Origin of the sequence: Sporosarcina sp. FSL K6-3508 (assembly GCF_038615825.1) — a bacterium.
Lineage (GTDB): Bacteria > Bacillota > Bacilli > Bacillales_A > Planococcaceae > Sporosarcina > Sporosarcina newyorkensis.
The window spans coordinates 2,293,946-2,310,076 of sequence record NZ_CP152016.1; the positions used below are offsets into that span (position 1 = coordinate 2,293,946).

18 protein-coding genes are annotated in these 16,131 nt (G+C 40.0%); 10 read left to right on the plus strand and 8 right to left on the minus strand.

The annotated features are described in order from the left end of the window. Window positions 1-66: 66 nt before the first annotated feature. Window positions 67-906: an alpha/beta hydrolase gene (locus MKX97_RS11255; protein ID WP_221838060.1), complete on the minus strand. Its 840-nt coding sequence runs from the start codon at window positions 904-906 to the stop codon at window positions 67-69. 328 nt (window positions 907-1,234) lie between these two features. On the opposite strand from MKX97_RS11255, the gene MKX97_RS11260 reads away from it, so the two are divergent. Together MKX97_RS11260 and MKX97_RS11265 are read left to right on the plus strand one after the other, a co-directional pair. Next, a complete protein-coding gene (locus MKX97_RS11260) occupies window positions 1,235-1,867 on the plus strand; it encodes a Crp/Fnr family transcriptional regulator (RefSeq protein ID WP_221838059.1) in 633 nt (210 codons plus the stop codon). A 20-nt stretch (window positions 1,868-1,887) separates the two neighbouring features. Next, complete coding sequence (locus MKX97_RS11265; protein ID WP_340759118.1) at window positions 1,888-2,568, plus strand: Crp/Fnr family transcriptional regulator; 681 nt, start codon at window positions 1,888-1,890, stop codon at window positions 2,566-2,568. Window positions 2,569-2,589: 21 nt separating this feature from the next. Here the strand turns inward: MKX97_RS11265 and MKX97_RS11270 are convergent, their stop codons facing one another. After that, window positions 2,590-3,423, minus strand: a complete 834-nt coding sequence (locus MKX97_RS11270) for an alpha/beta hydrolase (RefSeq protein WP_342535982.1) — start codon at window positions 3,421-3,423, stop codon at window positions 2,590-2,592. Window positions 3,424-4,734: 1,311 nt separating this feature from the next. On the opposite strand from MKX97_RS11270, the gene MKX97_RS11275 reads away from it, so the two are divergent. The 4 genes from MKX97_RS11275 to MKX97_RS11290 are packed head-to-tail and all read left to right on the plus strand — an operon-like array spanning window position 4,735 to window position 6,608. Further along, the gene (locus tag MKX97_RS11275; RefSeq protein WP_342535983.1) at window positions 4,735-5,376 is read left to right on the plus strand and encodes a CPBP family intramembrane glutamic endopeptidase; all 642 of its coding nucleotides are present in this window, start codon (window positions 4,735-4,737) and stop codon (window positions 5,374-5,376) included. A gap of 56 nt (window positions 5,377-5,432) precedes the next feature. Continuing rightward, on the plus strand, window positions 5,433-5,750 hold the full coding sequence (locus tag MKX97_RS11280; RefSeq protein ID WP_221838056.1) for a DUF3784 domain-containing protein: 318 nt from the start codon (window positions 5,433-5,435) through the stop codon (window positions 5,748-5,750). 13 nt (window positions 5,751-5,763) lie between these two features. After that, window positions 5,764-6,009 carry a hypothetical protein gene (locus tag MKX97_RS11285; RefSeq protein ID WP_342535984.1) on the plus strand — a complete coding sequence of 82 codons (246 nt, stop codon included), beginning with the start codon at window positions 5,764-5,766 and terminating at the stop codon, window positions 6,007-6,009. Beyond that, a complete protein-coding gene (locus MKX97_RS11290; RefSeq protein WP_342535985.1) occupies window positions 6,009-6,608 on the plus strand; it encodes a hypothetical protein in 600 nt (199 codons plus the stop codon). Before MKX97_RS11285 ends, MKX97_RS11290 begins: the two co-directional genes overlap by 1 nt. 207 nt (window positions 6,609-6,815) lie before the next feature. Here MKX97_RS11290 and MKX97_RS11295 read toward each other — a convergent pair whose 3' ends face one another. Beyond that, complete coding sequence (locus MKX97_RS11295) at window positions 6,816-7,376, minus strand: hypothetical protein (RefSeq protein ID WP_342535986.1); 561 nt, start codon at window positions 7,374-7,376, stop codon at window positions 6,816-6,818. A gap of 39 nt (window positions 7,377-7,415) precedes the next feature. On the opposite strand from MKX97_RS11295, the gene MKX97_RS11300 reads away from it, so the two are divergent. Together MKX97_RS11300 and MKX97_RS11305 are read left to right on the plus strand one after the other, a co-directional pair. After that, the gene (locus MKX97_RS11300; RefSeq protein ID WP_281250670.1) at window positions 7,416-7,541 is read left to right on the plus strand and encodes a hypothetical protein; all 126 of its coding nucleotides are present in this window, start codon (window positions 7,416-7,418) and stop codon (window positions 7,539-7,541) included. Between the two features lie 127 nt (window positions 7,542-7,668). Next, window positions 7,669-8,361, plus strand: coding sequence for a CPBP family intramembrane glutamic endopeptidase (locus MKX97_RS11305; protein ID WP_342535987.1), 693 nt, complete (start codon window positions 7,669-7,671; stop codon window positions 8,359-8,361). Window positions 8,362-8,370: 9 nt separating this feature from the next. Here MKX97_RS11305 and MKX97_RS11310 read toward each other — a convergent pair whose 3' ends face one another. Continuing rightward, window positions 8,371-9,090 (minus strand): MerR family transcriptional regulator, encoded by a 720-nt coding sequence (locus tag MKX97_RS11310; protein ID WP_078818087.1) that lies wholly within the window; start codon window positions 9,088-9,090, stop codon window positions 8,371-8,373. Window positions 9,091-9,264: 174 nt separating this feature from the next. Here MKX97_RS11310 and MKX97_RS11315 point away from each other — a divergent pair, with 174 nt between their 5' ends. Further along, window positions 9,265-10,224, plus strand: coding sequence for an SEC-C metal-binding domain-containing protein (locus MKX97_RS11315; RefSeq protein ID WP_342535988.1), 960 nt, complete (start codon window positions 9,265-9,267; stop codon window positions 10,222-10,224). Window positions 10,225-10,243: 19 nt separating this feature from the next. Then, window positions 10,244-11,350: a radical SAM/CxCxxxxC motif protein YfkAB gene (gene yfkAB / locus MKX97_RS11320; RefSeq protein ID WP_342535989.1), complete on the plus strand. Its 1,107-nt coding sequence runs from the start codon at window positions 10,244-10,246 to the stop codon at window positions 11,348-11,350. A 44-nt stretch (window positions 11,351-11,394) separates the two neighbouring features. Here yfkAB and MKX97_RS11325 read toward each other — a convergent pair whose 3' ends face one another. The 4 genes from MKX97_RS11325 to MKX97_RS11340 all read right to left on the minus strand — a co-directional run bounded on the left by MKX97_RS11325 (window position 11,395) and on the right by MKX97_RS11340 (window position 16,007). Continuing rightward, window positions 11,395-11,715, minus strand: a complete 321-nt coding sequence (locus MKX97_RS11325) for a hypothetical protein (protein ID WP_340759413.1) — start codon at window positions 11,713-11,715, stop codon at window positions 11,395-11,397. 136 nt (window positions 11,716-11,851) lie between these two features. Next, window positions 11,852-12,988: an alanine dehydrogenase gene (gene ald / locus MKX97_RS11330; protein WP_342535990.1), complete on the minus strand. Its 1,137-nt coding sequence runs from the start codon at window positions 12,986-12,988 to the stop codon at window positions 11,852-11,854. A gap of 171 nt (window positions 12,989-13,159) precedes the next feature. After that, on the minus strand, window positions 13,160-14,518 hold the full coding sequence (locus MKX97_RS11335) for an aspartate aminotransferase family protein (protein WP_342535991.1): 1,359 nt from the start codon (window positions 14,516-14,518) through the stop codon (window positions 13,160-13,162). Between the two features lie 22 nt (window positions 14,519-14,540). Further along, the gene (locus MKX97_RS11340) at window positions 14,541-16,007 is read right to left on the minus strand and encodes a CoA-acylating methylmalonate-semialdehyde dehydrogenase (protein WP_342535992.1); all 1,467 of its coding nucleotides are present in this window, start codon (window positions 16,005-16,007) and stop codon (window positions 14,541-14,543) included. Between the last annotated feature and the right edge of the window lie 124 nt (window positions 16,008-16,131).

A 16,131-nucleotide genomic window follows, 5' to 3' on the forward strand; every position in this document is an offset into this window, starting at 1 on the left:
TTCTATCGTCATTTTTATTTACAAGGTATTATGTGTTTTTACATAATACCTTTTCTATCAGCTCGATTACTTACTTACTAATGAGTGCGCAGCCACAAATTCATTAATACGATCAACAACTGCATCCGGAGACTCCAATGTAGGGAAGTGAGTATCCCCTTTGATGACTTTAAAGTCAAACCACGGATTTTCGTCTGCGAATTTTTGCTGGATATCCTCATAACCTTCTACTGCAGCTTGAGAATAAATATGCACAATTGGGCGCTTCTCTTCCAGGGCCTTCATTCGCTTTAGCGGAGAGCTCCAGTAGTTATAGGCTTCCTCAATCCGTCGGCAGGAACGCTCCCACATGTCAAATCCCCAGCTTGCCATTTCGATATCCAAATGATCTTTCACATCTTTGTTGTCACTAATACCAATCCAATGATTGAAAAGATCACGGCGTGCTTGGAACCATGTATTGGGATTTCGGATATCCTGCAAACTCTTCACGAATTCCCCTGTCGCTTCTATCATGATCCAGTCAATGACTATGGTTTGTGGTATCCGCTCTATACCAAGTCGATCCGTGATTTCCATGTTTGCCCAACCACCGTGAGAAGTGGATACTGGGATCACTTGCTTAATATTCAGCGCATCTAGCACCCCGATAATATCGTCTGCTTGATCAGATGGACCGAAATCTTCTGGGAATGTTAATGGGTCCGTGTGCCCGCGATAATTCATGCGAAGTACTTTGTGCCGTTTGCTTAAAGGCTCGACAATATGCTTAAATAAACGGTGGTCTTGTGCCCAACCCGATAATAATAAAATTACCGGTCCATCTGCATCACCGTGTATATCGAATGTAATCTCTTGACCGTTCATTTCAATCGAATTTAATGTGTTTTTTTCTTGAATATTCATGTCGCCATCCCCTTTATTATTTTTCCGTTGCATGCAAATGAAAGCATGTTCAAACAAATCTACAGAAACATCTTATACTTTATTCTTCACTCTTTTTAATGCTAGAAACACCCTCCTTTACATATTGAATGGATAATTGACTTTCCCATCACCGTATATTAATCTTAATATATATTGAGTGAAAACGGTGTAACCCACTTAACTTTTATAAGTAAATATTTCTGAAGATTCCAAAATGATCGAATGTTATTTATTCAAATTTCATTATAGCTTTGGAATCTTTTCATACTAAATTTTCCCTGTATTTAATATAAAGGAGCTGAAAACTATGACTTTACTTAATGAATTTAATATTAATTGGGAGGAGTTCGTAAAGTATGGCAGTCGTCAGTTTCTGGAAAAGAATTCCGTAATTTATAAACAGGGGGAAATTGGTGATGGTTTTTACTATCTTAAAAAAGGGTTGGTTAAAGTTATGACAACGACTGCGGGTCGTAGTGACTTACTGCTCAAAATAGTCTTGCCTACCCAGTTAGTAGGTATACAAGCCATGGATCAACTTGTCCATTATACGACGGCAAAGACTATTGAGGATTCGGTTCTCTACTTTTTCCCCTATAATACAATTGAAGAAATAATGCTTCAGAAACCTACAATAAATCAACTCTTTCTGCAATCGGTCATTAACGAGATGAATACGTTTGCCTCAAAAATTAATGCAGAAAGGTTACCGGCAGAACAAAAATTAGCAATACTGCTTTTAAATATTTATGATGAATTTAGCCAGTATGATATCCCTTTACTTCAAAAAGATATAGCCAGCAGCACGGGGCTTACACGAATTACAATTTATAAGATCTTCAAAGAGTGGAGTGAAAATGGATATATTGAAAACACAGGAAAGTCCTTTTCCATCAAAAATCCAACCGTTCTAAAAAAATACGCTGAAGGACTCTATTAATAAGGGAGAGAAAAGGTCTAGTGCAACTACGTTATTCTTGGCAACCATACCTCGATTTTGGTCAACAGTTGGATCTTGATCAGGGGGTCTTTGTCTATCAACAGCATGAGGAAGGGAAAGGGTTCTATTATTTAAATAATGGATTAATCATGAATTCAATCATTTCTACCGATGGTAACGAACACGTAATAAACTATATCACGGAAGGCATGCTATTCGGCGAACCAGGCATATTTCATGAACCCTATATCACCAACGCAAGAGCAGTGCGCTCCTCTGTAGTGTATTATTTTTCCGACCTTGCCTATAATGAAGTATGCGATGCATTTCCAGAGGCTAGACTCGTTTTTACAAAAGCTCTTCTGTTCAAACTCCGAACCATGGCAGAAATTGTTACTTTCATGAATGGCAACATTGAACAAAAAATAGCTCATTTTACAATAAAGTTAGACAGTGAAATCGGAGAAGTGATCCCGTTTACACAGACTAACTTTGCCGAATTCCTTGGAATTTCTCGAAAAAGTGTCAATCAGGTCATCAATAAGTGGCGAAAAGAAGGAATTATTGATGTAGTCGGCGATGTACTTGAAATCAAAGATAGACAGCGACTTAAAGAAATCCGAACATTAAATACAAATTTCGATTACAATGTGGATTATCTTTTATCCTTACATCAAGTATTCTCCAAAAAAAGGTTATGAGTAAAAAATCTCATAACCTTTCTAATGTTTATTTCCTAATAATGTATTAGCTGATTCTAATAAAACTAACCATGATTCTGTCTCTGGTAGAATTAATTTGAAATGCTCTGCCGTCGGAATGATTTTCAGAGTAATCGAATCCCCTTCCTTGATGGCCTCCTTCTCAAAGTGTTCACTTAAACCTATGGGGACATTGACATCTAGGCTTCCATGAATGAGAACGAGTGGTATTCCAATCGGCAAAAGCTCATATGGCGATCCTTCCTTGTACCGATTTGCCTGTTCATTCGGCTTCCCGCCTAATAAGTCACGAGTCGGATTATCGACAATGCCGAACAACGTCTCTGTCCATTGATGAATATCATGCATCATCTCCAAATCGTTCGCTCCTGCAAGACTGATGACTCCTTTTAAAGGCAAAGGATGTTCAGATGTTTGTAACATACTATTTGCGGAAAGTTTATGTCTAGCTGCCAGCCATAGAGCAAGATGGCCTCCTGCCGAATGGCCGATCGTAATCACTCGATTCACGTCAAGCGGATACGATTTTGTAAGAACCCGAATATGATCGACTGCTGCCGCGTTGTCTAAAAATGTCCCCGGCCAGCCTCCTCCTTCCTGGCCAACTCGTCGATATTCTACATTCCAAGTCGCGATGCCCTTCGCAGTGAATGCTTCGGCCATTTTATTCATTTGCTCTAGATCAAACCTTTCTCTCCAGAAACCACCGTGAATAATCATCGCTACTGGAAACGGACCTTTTCCATCTGGAATTCGTAAATCCCCAAACTGGTTTTCATTTGTACCGTAAGCAATCCGTATTACGTTATTTTTTTCTGTTGTATTGATACCCAACACTCCCTAACATAGATGAAATGTTTAATTCCTGGTCTTTCTCTAAATCTTGATTTATACTTGGGGAACTTTATTTCATGCATAGGCTTAATGATTCGTTCAATTAATTTCGTTGAATTAATCAACTTCCATTTTTTCATCCCCTATATTAATTGATATAACGTCTTTACCCTCAACAATCCCACCTGAGTATGTCTATTTCTTTCTTCCTATTAGTTCAGCATTTTCTAAATTAAAACCACCAAGCAGAACAAGGTGTGTGTTTACGGCCAACTTCAGCTTTGTTTAGGTTAATACTTTTCCTACATCTTCCGGGAAAGTATCGCTTAGACATAATAAGTTGTAATTCTTTCAATGATTCTAGTTTATCCGGGGGAACGACACCAACTTCGTGAATAATGATATCTGCCCCCTTAGCATGTACTATTAAATTGTTGTCATAAGTACACCTTATAATCGATACGGTAGCCATAAACAGCACGTCAGGTATGCAAACGATAGGATCTGAATGCAAATGGGTTAGAATCAATTGATGAATTCCTCTTAGCAAGACTCCAGATTGATATAGCCATACAGCCGCGCCATGCCCATCATCAAACTCACCCAATATAATTAACTAATAAATGGAGGTCATACAACCTGAACAATAAATACGCAATTAATTGGAATTGGCAGGGAACTGCAAAGGTGAAGAATTTACCGATTACCATCTTTACAAATTGCTCCAAAACTCGCTGATCAATTGAAATTCATTGTCCCAGAATAAACAATCTACTGTATATTATAAAAAGAAAAATACCGCAACATCGCAGGTAAAGTATTAGATCAATTACTTTACTCTACACACTTTACATGATTAAAACACCACCTTTTATCTATTATGGAATGATTGACCTTTACTTTGCTATATATAAATCTTAATATATAGCGAATAAAAGTGTTGTAACCCATTTAACTTTTACAATCACTTTCATACCAGGATAAAGAACTTCAATCCTAGTGAATCTAAGACATGCTTGACGTTCTTTATCATCCTTGACTTCAAAATTAACTATAAAGTTCATCTCATCTATGGTAAGTTGAATTTTTTAAAAAATGGAGTCAACTAACTCGTAGTGAAAGCACTATGCATTTAGTCGGCTACTTTTTTATTAGTGCATAATGTTTCTAAAAGCAAGACGAAGGCATAGAGTTATTTACTACCAATAAATGAAACTTATAATACAGTAAAACGTATCCTTATTATGACCGTGGTTGGGTTAATCAATGAGAAAAATTTATAACATTCTATAGGCAAGGAGTTAAATGATTATGTCCGAGACTAAAGATTTTTATTTAGTTGCCATGTCTGCTATGGTGATTGTTTCCTTTGCCAACTTTTTCGGATTAACTATTGGCGGTATATCTGTTATTCTTGGTATTACTTTTTTTATTATCAGTAGAGTAGCAGATAAAACTACCTCTCCTGATACTAGTCTTAGCTTGAAAACAATTGGACCGAATTTCAAAAACAAATCACTATGGTTCTGGATCTTTTCGCCCTTACTCATGAACCTATTTTGTATTATTTTAGCAACACTATTCCTGCCCGAATTCATAGAACATCTTATCGGTAGAACAGGTACCATGATTTCATTAGATACGCTATTCGCACTTATCCTTCAACTGGCCATTTTAGCATTGGGCGAAGAAATTGCATGGCGCGGTTTTTTCCAAAAGCAATTAAGCACACGGCTGCCCATCCTTCCCGCCTTAATTTTAACTTCTTTCCTATTCTCCATCGCTCATTATACTGTAGGTAACTTTGCTGTTATCAGTTACGATATGTTCTTTATTTTCATTAATAGTATGTTGTATGGTATCGTATTTCACAAAACAACTAATATTTGGATCAGTGCTATATCGCATTTCACTGCGAATCTTTTTATTATTATCATTTTTTCCTTTATGTAGAAAAGTGATCTACTTGTTAAACTATCGGATTAAATGTTGGGAAATGAGGGTCGGCCATGACAGGAGCTATGATCGATACTGTACTAATGATCGCCTTTTTGATCTTCGCTTTCTATCTCTCTCAAGGAAAAGGTGCATTTCTTCTTTCGGGTTATAATACGATGCCTGAAGAGAAAAAAGCGATGATTGATGAACTTTCATTATGTAAATTCATGTCAAAAATTATGTATGGATTGAGTTTTTGCATAGGTTTGTTTGCATTGAGTGAATTGCTCAATCAGCAAATTTTATTTGTAGTAGGGCTTGCTCTCTTTGTCCTGCTTGTTGTTTTCGCCGTTGTGTATTCGAATACAGGAAACCGTTTCAAAAAATGAGGGAGGTGCGGGTTTGGTCAGAAGACGCGGGATTTACGAAGTGGAAATTCTAGGTAAACAGCTATGTTGTACATTGTGCGATGGTAAAATGTTCCATCATCGTGAAGTCTATTTGGATTTGGAATTGCCAAAGAAGATAGATCGAGAGCAACTGACTTTGCAATCCTTGATGTGCAAGGTTTGCAGTACGACTCAACTTGTGCAAGAGAAAACAGACGGTACAAAAACGAATATTGTTTACATCGAGGTGAAAACGTGATGGTAGACGAGTTGATTTGCGATGCAAGCAGGGTTTGGATTCTCGGCCAGCCGCTCATTTGCCGCTTTTGCGCAAATGATGTGTTTTTGCCCTATCACACGTATAAAAACGTAGAAAAGCCAGGGATTGATGTGTTTTTTGTGGACTATACCGCGATTTGTTTGAAATGTGGCTGTGCGACACAGTTTGGCGACCCGAGCGGACCCAGCCCAGATGGTACGGATTATATTTGGGCATTAGAGCAGGTTTTGCTTAATCCGCCTGAACCCGAGCCACCGATAATTCGGACAGTCGATGACAAAACATTACGGGCACAGAAAAGTTGCTTGAGTCTAGCACTTCAATTGCTTGTTCAAGAAGGTATTATTGAAAATGCCGTCTTGCCACTGGTCGAAGAAGAACAGAATGAGAACTTGCTGCATCTTTTGGAACCGGGTGTATATGTATCATCTGAAGAAATACCTGCCGAAAAATGTTTAGTTATGGCACTGAGTCAAATAGTTAAACACCGACTCTTAGATAATGATAAATTACACTTTATAATTGAACATGAGAGCTATCCTGGTATCGAGTCTTTTTTATGGAACCATATAGAATAAGAAGGCAGTTCGTGTAGTCATTTCTATCCGACTTCTCAGACCGTCTTTTTTTGTCGGAGAAATGCTTTTTGTACATTCTAGATAGTTGTCATGACGGCGAGAATATGTGCAATGGGACTTTGGTATATTCACCTGATTTTCTCGCTTGTTCCTAAGGGAAACAGCTGTCACTAAAAGCATTTTTCTACATTCAGGACAGCTGTGTTTTTATATTTCACTTATTCGAACAAGCATCTCCAGCACATGCTGCAAAAACTCTCCAATCTCTCCCATATGCTCTTCCGTCAATTTCGGTTTAAAGTCGATTTCTACCGTGTTTAGAAAACCAGGCTCTGTCTGTCCATAATGAAAACTCAGCGTCTGCCTATATTCGATATCATTTTCCCAGATCGTCTGAATAATGTTTTCGACCTGCTCACATTGTGTATCCATGTCCTGCACATTTATAAGTACGCGCAAAGACAATAAGCAGCCTGGTTCTGTTCCTTTCGCTTCCAGTATTTCATCCGCCAATTCTTGAAGCGATGAATTCAGCGCAATCTCCACGCTCACAGCGTGATGGCTTACTAATGAAAATTGTATAGAGTATTTTCTTGACATGACTGCTAAATCTAACTGATCGGTACGGTTCAAGATGGAAATCGAACGTTCTAGATTATCCAAATCATAGACATGATTTTCGAATGCTACTTTAAGGTTTTCAAAAACAGTTGGGTCGTACATGATGCTGCCCCCTAATTTATATTCGTTTGTATAATCTGTCCTCATTCTGCCACCTTATGTACAAATTCAGAAAGGAAGATGTATATGGCAAAGATTGAAGCACCAATTGCAAAGTTGGGAGAAGAGGAACTTCATGCACTAAATCGTTTGGAGAATGAATTAGGTGTGACACTCGTCGCATATGAGAATACTTCTACAAGTACTGCATGACAAAGTTAAACTGCTGATGCTTTCTATTTTGGAAAGCATCTTTTTTATTTTTATTGAAACTATCTCTTGCAGGTTACGTAGCGTCACCTCATACACTTAAATTAACACCGTATGAGGAGGAAATACTATGCTTTCATTTTTCAAAACTTCGCCTTGGGGCAAAAAGGAATTGTTTCAACTTTTATTTCTTGTGTTAGTGCTCATTCCCTTTTTCATCGAATACCTTTTTATGAACTACCTAACCGACCTATTTCAAAACGATTTATATTCCGGCATACTCATTGGCTTAATCATGTCTATTATTTTCATGACGGGACTTTATGTAGTGGCATTACGTCCAAAGCAGCTCGGATGGAGAGATGTTGGATTAAATCGTTTTTCTCGTTCGTATTGGGGATCGATTATTGGATGGACTGTTGTGTTGATCATTGGCAGTATCCTAATGGTTTTCTTAATGTCATTTGTCGGGATTGGTGTAGATAACAGTAAAACGGAAAGTGTACAAACTCATCTTTCACCACTCACATTCTTCATTGCATTTGTTTCAGCCAGCATTATTTCTCCAGTGTATGAGGAAATTTTTTACCGTGGCTTTCTGTATCGCTGGTTTAGAAGCCGTTACGGTCTAGCTTTGGGAATGATGGGGAGTTCCTTCATCTTTATGTTGGTCCATATTCCTACTTATAATGTATTACCTATCACATTTGTCTCTGGACTCCTCTTCTCATGGACCTATGAAAAGACAGGATCCGTTTTTCCAGGCATGATAATTCACGGCACATTTAATGCCATAGCCTTGTTTCTAACCGCTTTCGCTTAATGGATTGAGTTAGACTGATAACGCTTGCTCAATGAAATCAATGATTTCTTGCCGAATTGGGTACAGTCGAAGTTCAGCAGAAGCTTCTCCAGATTTTCTCACTTCCCAAAACTTATCCATGAGCTCCTGGTCACCATTAAACGTCTCATCGGAAAGAATATTCATATCATCCATAATAATTTGCGCTTCTTCCGACTTTGGAGAAGCGCCATTCTTAATACATAGCTCGATCCGTTTAATCAAATTCATCCATTTTTTCGTGGAAATGTCTTGGCTCTCTAAAGAAGGCAGCTGCATTTCAAGCAGTTGTTGCTCTTCATCAGTAAAATAGAAAGCCCAATTCTTTTCTTTCTTGTGGTCCACTACTAAAGTTAATAAGTCTTGCCATTTTATTTCCCCCTCGAGCTCTAGCACATGAATGAGCGAGGTAGTATGCCGTATTGACTCATCCAATGTTTCTACTTGTTCAGTTAAAGATGATCTGTGTGCCGATAAGATTGACGCCATCGATTGCTCCTGAATAATTTGCTTACTGTCTTCGAGAGATAATGATAGGTCCTTCAGTATGAGGATCTTCTCTAACGTAAAAATATCGTCCTCAGTATATAAACGCTTACCTCCGTTGCCTCTTTCAGTAGGTTGAACCAAGCCAATTTGATCATAGTAACGTAATGTTCGGACCGATACTTCCAGACGCTTTGCTAGTTCGCCAGTAGACAGATATGTCACTCTATTCCCTCCCCCTGTTGCCTTACTCTTTTACTATTCAGTAGCGTATCATTTCGCCGACTGTTTGTATATTCAGAGTTATTCATTTTAATCCTCGCCATACAAATCCAATGCCATCTCATCTATCGTTTGGTACACTAGACTATGTGTTAATTTATCAAAGGAAGTGTATGTATGGTAGGACGAAACGAACCATGCCCTTGTGGCAGTGGAAAGAAATATAAAAAGTGTTGCGAATCAAAGCAGGCGGTATCTGTTGAAGAAGTACAAACCGAAGAAATGGAACGCTTATTGCAGACGTTCTATGATACGTATCCTGAACGTAAGGATGTATCAGAGTTCATTGACTTCGCGGATTCCTGGAAATCCTCTTTGCGTGAATATTTACCTGAAGAAATGATTGAAGCGATTGCGTTGGATGAATTTTTCTTCCATCAACGTTCGGATATATGGGAAAGTTATATTGAAAAGCAAAAGAAGAAACAAGTACGGCCTTCAATTTTAGGTTTGCTGGATCAATGGGCGCATCCACGCGTTTTCATCGGCAAAGTGACAGCTGTAGATGAGACGTATATGACCGCCGCAAGCATCATCGGTGATGAAACGATTCAGTTGTGGAAAGAAAGCGAAAAACCGATTCCAGCTGGCGTTCATTTTTATTGTTTCTTGATGCCAGACGGAACAGAAGAGGGTAATTATTTAGCTGTATCCAGTTTGATTTTCTTCCCTACCGATCATTCGGAAGCTATCAAACAATTTGCGAATTCGATTGATCAGGTAAAAGAACATACAATGTCGTTTTGGGTGAAGCTTGGAGAAAACGGTTATGCAGGAGACGAGTTCACTGAATTCGAGTCTGGCGTTCTGCAAGCAGCTGCGGAGTTCTTAGAGATGAGTGAACGACAATCTGATGCATTGCTTGAACTCATTGAAGACTTTTTAGTAGAACAGCAGCCGAATGCACGGAAAGAAGTGGCGATTGCAGCAGGTGCCATCCGTTACGGACAAGAAAACGAGTTGTTTGAGCCACTCACGATGACATGGAAGGACATTGCAGAACATTTTGACGTCTCTCCTTCTTCCATGAATAAGTATGCAAAAGAGATTACCGAATATGTTCTGCAACAGAACTAACAAGTTAGGAGTTTGAATAATGGTACTATCCACTCCCCATTTATCAGATGCTTGGGAAGCCTATAATGACGTGGACACACATGGAAAACAAGTGCTGTCCAGTATTGAATTTACTACGACATATCTATGTAATATGCGCTGTGAGCATTGTGCAGTCGGTTATATGCTTCAACCGAAAGATCCGGACGCGTTGCCGATTGAATTACTACTTCAGAAACTGGATGAAATTCCCCATTTGCGGACAATCAGTTTAACTGGCGGTGAGCCGATGTTTTCGAAGAAATCTGTCGAGCAATACGTCGTACCTCTATTGCAATATGCACATTCACGCCAAATTAAGACGCAAGTGAATTCGAATTTAACGATGCCATTTGATCGCTATGAACTGATTGCTCCTTATTTGGACGTGTTACATATTTCGCATAACTGGGGTACAGTCGATGATTTCATTGATGGCGGCTTTGCCAGAATGGAACGACAACCGCCCCGTGACCGACGCGCGGCCCAGTTTGCACGCATGAATGAAAACAGTAAAGCTTTATCGGAAATGGGTGTCATGGTATCCGCCGAGACGATGCTGAATCGTCGAACTTTGCCTCATTTGAAAACCATTCATGAGCAAATTGTCAATGAAATGAAATGTGGACGTCATGAAGTTCACCCTATGTACCCAAGTGATTTCGCTTCTTCTCTAGACGTACTTTCACTCGACGAAACACGGCAGGCCATCACAGATCTTCTTTCCTATCGCGATAAAAATACCTGGATGTTATTTGGAACATTGCCGTTCTACAACTGCAGTCAAGACGCCCGTGATCAAGAGTTGTTTGCAAAACTTGCAGCCAGCAAAAATGTCACTGTGCGCAATGATCCGGACGGTCGCTCTCGTTTGAATGTTAATATTTTCACGGGAGATGTAATTGTCACAGATTTTGGCGATGTACCACCTCTTGGAAATATTCAGACGGATCATTTGCCTGAACTGTATGATCGATGGCAACAACATCCACTTGCAAAAAGTGTGAGCTGTCACTGCCCTGCTGTCCGCTGTCTTGGACCGAATTTGCTTGTGAAAGATGCTTATTATCCAGAAGTTGATTTTTTGAAACGAGAACTTGTGAAATGATAAAAAGGCTATCACTGGAAAATTTCAGTGATAGCCTTTTAATTTCATATGCTGAAGATTAAAAATAAATATCCGCCGATTACAGAAATCGATATCAACAGCTTCGCACCCATAGTCGTTTTTTTCCCAACGATGCTCATAATAAAGCCTACTACTCCTGCTGCAAAGAGCACCAACGCAATCATTTTACTGGCAGTATAGTTATCCGGAAAGGATGTATACGATATAAAGCCAATCAGTAAATTCAGAAGTATATTTTGAATCCATACACCTCTTTTATCTCCAAAGCGTTTTAAATACAGCAATACTTGACCAATGATCACTAGTATTCCTAATACTATTAGTATGATTAAAAGTTCTCCCATGGTTCTCACCTCAAGTATAATACTTCCCGAGGTTTGACCTATAGAAACATGAAAGGATCAAATTGATATGTCAAATTAGTTTTAAGAATTTGCCAATCAGCTGAGTTATGATTCATAGGACTATTATCTACTTTTATTAATTTATAACCAAGTCTTCCCCTGCCAATAGAGACTCTGGGGATACATATTTCAATCCTTGAGATTGTGCAACGGCCAAACATGTTATCTTCCCGTTTAAGGTATTTAAGCCTGTTCGCAGCGATGTATTATCAAGAAGTGCTTGCATCCAACCTTTATTGGCAATTTGAAGTGCATACGGTACCGTCACATTGGTCAATGCCATTGTAGAAGTTTGCGGCACCGCACCAGGCATATTAGCAACAGCATAATGGATCACTCCGTGCTTAATGTAGATCGGGTCATCATGAGTTGTTACCCGGTCAGATGTGGAAAAAATTCCTCCTTGGTCAATAGCGATATCCACTAGCACGGAACCTGGTTTCATCGATTGCACCATCACTTCTGAAACAAGTTTTGGTGCTTTTGCTCCAGGAATCAACACGGCTCCAATGACAAGATCCGCTTCTTTTACAGATTCTGCAATATTGAACGGGTTCGAAACTAACGTCTGAATATCGCTGCCAAAAATATCGTCTAGCTGACGTAAACGATCTACCGACAAATCAAGAACTGTTACTTGGGCGCCCATACCGATTGCAATGCGAGCAGCATTCGTTCCAGCCTGTCCTCCACCAATGACAACGACTTTACCACGTGGCACACCCGGCACGCCCGATAACAGTATGCCTTTTCCACCATTTGTCTTTTCAAGATACTGAGCCCCAATTTGTGTCGCCATACGCCCAGCCACTTCACTCATTGGCGCTAGCAACGGTAAAGAGCGGTTTGGAAGTTGTACTGTTTCATAAGCGAGACCAATCACTTCGTTATCCAAAAGAGCGTTAGTCAGCTCAACCTCAGATGCTAAATGCAAGTACGTGAATACTAGTAATCCTTTGCGGAAATAACGGTATTCAGAAGGAATGGGTTCTTTCACTTTCATAACCATCTCTGCTCCCCATGCCTCGGCGGCCTCTTGGACAATTTTTGCACCCGCTTGAATGTATTCTTCATCAGTAAAACTAGATCCAAGACCTGCTCCTGTTTCAATTACTACCTCATGGCCAGCCGAATGCAAAGTAAATACTCCAGCTGGTGTCATTGCCACACGATTTTCATTACTTTTAATCTCCTTTGGCACACCGATCAGCATAGACATTCCTCCCACAATAAGATGAGTATTCTTTTCCTGTCTCAAACACAGGTTCTAATCCATAATCGTTATCTTCACATCGTACATGAGTCTGGTTGCCGTATGGAGCGTCATAAACAGTACCCCCGTACTTATAAAAGCAGGGAGGTACTTCTTAATCGAGTTAACTAATTACTCATTTTCTTTGAATACTTTCTTCAACACAGAGACGATGAAATCAAAATCCTCATCCGTACAAGAAAGCGGCGGACAGAGTGTGAGAACATTGTTGAAGCCAGCCACCGTATCTCCATTACGTCCGACGATTAGCCCATTTGTTTTACAGTCACCTATTATTTTACCGATTCGAGCATTGGTCGCAGGTTCTTTTGTGTCCTTGTTCTCGACAAGCTCAATCCCCAATAAGAAACCTAAACCTCGAATATCGCCTACAAATGGGTGACCTTTCAAACTAGCAAGCACTTTGTGCAAACGATCTCCCAGTTCTACTGATCGATCTATAAGATTTTCACGTTCTATAATTTCTAAGTTTTTCAAAGCCACCGCACAAGCAGCCGGATTCCCACCGAAGGTATTGACGTGACGTAAATGGCTATTCTCTTCACCCGTATCGAACTTCTCGTATATATCTTTACGGATTGCTGTCACAGATAACGGCAGGTAGGCACTCGTTAAACCTTTTGCCATCGTGATAATATCTGGCTTCACATTGAAATGCTGATGACCGAATGGTTTTCCTGTTCTTCCGAATCCACAAATCACTTCATCAATTATCAAGAGGACACCGTGGCGAGTACAGATCTCTTTAACTTTTTCTACGTAAACCGGATGTGGAATTAAGATACCCCCGCCTGTAATAAGGGGCTCCATAATAATCCCTGCTATTGTCTCTTTCTGTTCCCAGATAATCTTCTCTTCAAACTCCAATGCTCGCTGAATATTATACTCTTCTATAGTTTGACCAGCAGGTTTTCGATAATTATCCGGAGGCGCCACATGCAAAAATCCTGGCACTAGTGGCTCATATTTAAACTTTCGAAGTGCCTGCCCTGTGGCTGACAATGCTCCCATCGAGCTTCCATGGTAGCCGCGGTAACGAGAAATGAATTTATATCGAGAATGGTCTCCGTTTTGCTGATGATACTGGCGGACCAACTTGAATGCGACTTCATTTGCATCTGATCCACTATTCGAATAAAAAATCTTATAATCATCACCGAGCATTTTATTCAGTTTCGCTGCTAGTTCAATCGCTGGTTCATGGCTCTGAGACATCGGCACATAAGACATCTTTTTCATTTGTTCATAAGCCGCTTGCGCAAGTTCCTCGCGGCCATACCCGACATTTACACACCATAACCCCGACATGGCGTCCAAATAGCGTTTGCCCTGATGATCTTTGATCCAAGCACCTTCTCCGCTCTCTACAATCATCGGTGGATTCTTTTCATTATATGCAGAAATGTGATGCCAAATATTATTCCGGTCCTTTTCCACTAATGAATTCGTCTGTTCCTTTGCAGTAGCCATCAAAACTCCCCTTCCATTATTGTTAAGAATGACGTGCTGTCAACATTTTCTTACGTGTGAAAAATTCAATACCATCTCGACCATTAGCATGGAGGTCACCATAAAATGACTTCTTATAGCCGGAAAATGGGAAGAATGCCATCGGTGCAGGTACGCCTAAGTTTATACCAAGCATCCCTGCATCCATTTCTTGCCTGAATTGACGAATAGCTTTTGCACTGTCGGTAAATAAGCAAGCTCCATTTGCAAAATCCGACTGATTAGCTAGTAAAATTGCATCATCGAGTGTCTCGGCTCGAATAATCGAAAGGACGGGCGCGAAAATTTCTTCTTTCCAAATCCGCATTTCTTTTGTAACCCCTTCAAAAATTGTCGGACCTACAAAATAACCTCCTTCAGAAGAGGATTGATCTTTTCGACCATCGCGGACCAGCTTGGCTCCTTCTTCGACACCCGACTCAATGTAAGCGAGTGTTTTCTCTTTGTGTGAATCACGGATAACGGGTCCGAGGAAGATTCCTTCGTCCAAACCATTTCCAATAGTCATGTTGTTCGCTTCTTCGACTAAACGGCTCACAAGCTCGTCTGCAATATCTCCGACTGCTACAACTACCGAACAAGCCATGCATCTTTCTCCGGCAGAACCGAATGCTGCATTGATTATATTTTTTACGGTTAGATCCATATCCGCATCCGGCATGACAATCGTGTGATTCTTAGCTCCAGCAAGCGCTTGCACACGTTTGCCATTCGCTGTTCCTGTTTTATATACGTATTCGGCAACCGGTTGTGATCCTACAAATGAAATAGCAGGGATATCCGCGTGGCTTAGCATTCCATTGACAATGTCGTGCGCCCCATGAACGATGTTAAACACGCCATCTGGTAAACCTGCTTCTTGCAAAAGCTCTCCCAAACGACTGGCAAGAAGCGGCGTTCGCTCGGACGGTTTAAGAATGAATGAATTGCCTGCTGCAATCGCCAGCGGGAACATCCAGCAAGGAACCATCATAGGGAAGTTAAATGGCGTAATCCCACCGATCACACCAAGAGGATAGCGGTACATTCCCGATTCTATATTAGTAGCAATATCGGGGAGTTGAAAACCCATCATCAGCGTTGGGGTTCCTGCTGCAAATTCTACACATTCAATGCCACGTTGGACTTCGCCATAAGCTTCTTCGTAGTTTTTTCCGTTCTCTACAGTAATTAGTTTCGCCAGCTCATCCCAATGTTCTATAAGAAGCTGCTGGTATTTAAATAGTATTCGCGCTCTTTGCGGAACGGCAACATTTCGCCAAGAAGTGAAAGCTTTTTTCGCCGCCATAACCGCTTTTTCTAAATCTTCGGTCGTTGAAATGGGCACTTCTGCGATAATTTTTCCTGTAGCAGGGTTTGGCACTTCTTCATATATTTTTGTAGTTGATTTAACCCATTGTCCATCAATAAAGTTCGAAAGCGTTTTCTTTTCAATTGCTGTTGTATTCATCTTTCTTCCTCCTGTTCTCAGTACCTTGCGTAATAGTCATACATAAGCTAAACTACACTTACAAGTTTACTAATTTTTTAGACTACTTTCATTTTACATAGTGTAACATTGTCACTATATATTT

Excerpts from the sequence above, each read along its gene's own strand:
- ald (WP_342535990.1), bottom strand. The coding sequence starts at position 12,988 with ATGCTGATCGGTGTGCCAAAGGAGATTAAAAGTAATGAAAATCGTGTG.
- MKX97_RS11295 (WP_342535986.1), bottom strand. The coding sequence starts at position 7,376 with ATGAGGACAGATTATACAAACGAATATAAATTAGGGGGCAGCATCATG.
- MKX97_RS11335 (WP_342535991.1), bottom strand. The coding sequence starts at position 14,518 with ATGGCTACTGCAAAGGAACAGACGAATTCATTAGTGGAAAAGGACCGG.
- MKX97_RS11325 (WP_340759413.1), bottom strand. The coding sequence starts at position 11,715 with ATGGGAGAACTTTTAATCATACTAATAGTATTAGGAATACTAGTGATC.
- yfkAB (WP_342535989.1), top strand. The coding sequence starts at position 10,244 with ATGGTACTATCCACTCCCCATTTATCAGATGCTTGGGAAGCCTATAAT.
- MKX97_RS11340 (WP_342535992.1), bottom strand. The coding sequence starts at position 16,007 with ATGAATACAACAGCAATTGAAAAGAAAACGCTTTCGAACTTTATTGAT.
- MKX97_RS11280 (WP_221838056.1), top strand. The coding sequence starts at position 5,433 with ATGACAGGAGCTATGATCGATACTGTACTAATGATCGCCTTTTTGATC.
- MKX97_RS11260 (WP_221838059.1), top strand. The coding sequence starts at position 1,235 with ATGACTTTACTTAATGAATTTAATATTAATTGGGAGGAGTTCGTAAAG.
- MKX97_RS11305 (WP_342535987.1), top strand. The coding sequence starts at position 7,669 with ATGCTTTCATTTTTCAAAACTTCGCCTTGGGGCAAAAAGGAATTGTTT.
- MKX97_RS11255 (WP_221838060.1), bottom strand. The coding sequence starts at position 906 with ATGAATATTCAAGAAAAAAACACATTAAATTCGATTGAAATGAACGGT.
- MKX97_RS11300 (WP_281250670.1), top strand. The coding sequence starts at position 7,416 with ATGGCAAAGATTGAAGCACCAATTGCAAAGTTGGGAGAAGAGGAACTT.
- MKX97_RS11290 (WP_342535985.1), top strand. The coding sequence starts at position 6,009 with ATGGTAGACGAGTTGATTTGCGATGCAAGCAGGGTTTGGATTCTCGGC.
- MKX97_RS11315 (WP_342535988.1), top strand. The coding sequence starts at position 9,265 with ATGGTAGGACGAAACGAACCATGCCCTTGTGGCAGTGGAAAGAAATAT.
- MKX97_RS11275 (WP_342535983.1), top strand. The coding sequence starts at position 4,735 with ATGTCCGAGACTAAAGATTTTTATTTAGTTGCCATGTCTGCTATGGTG.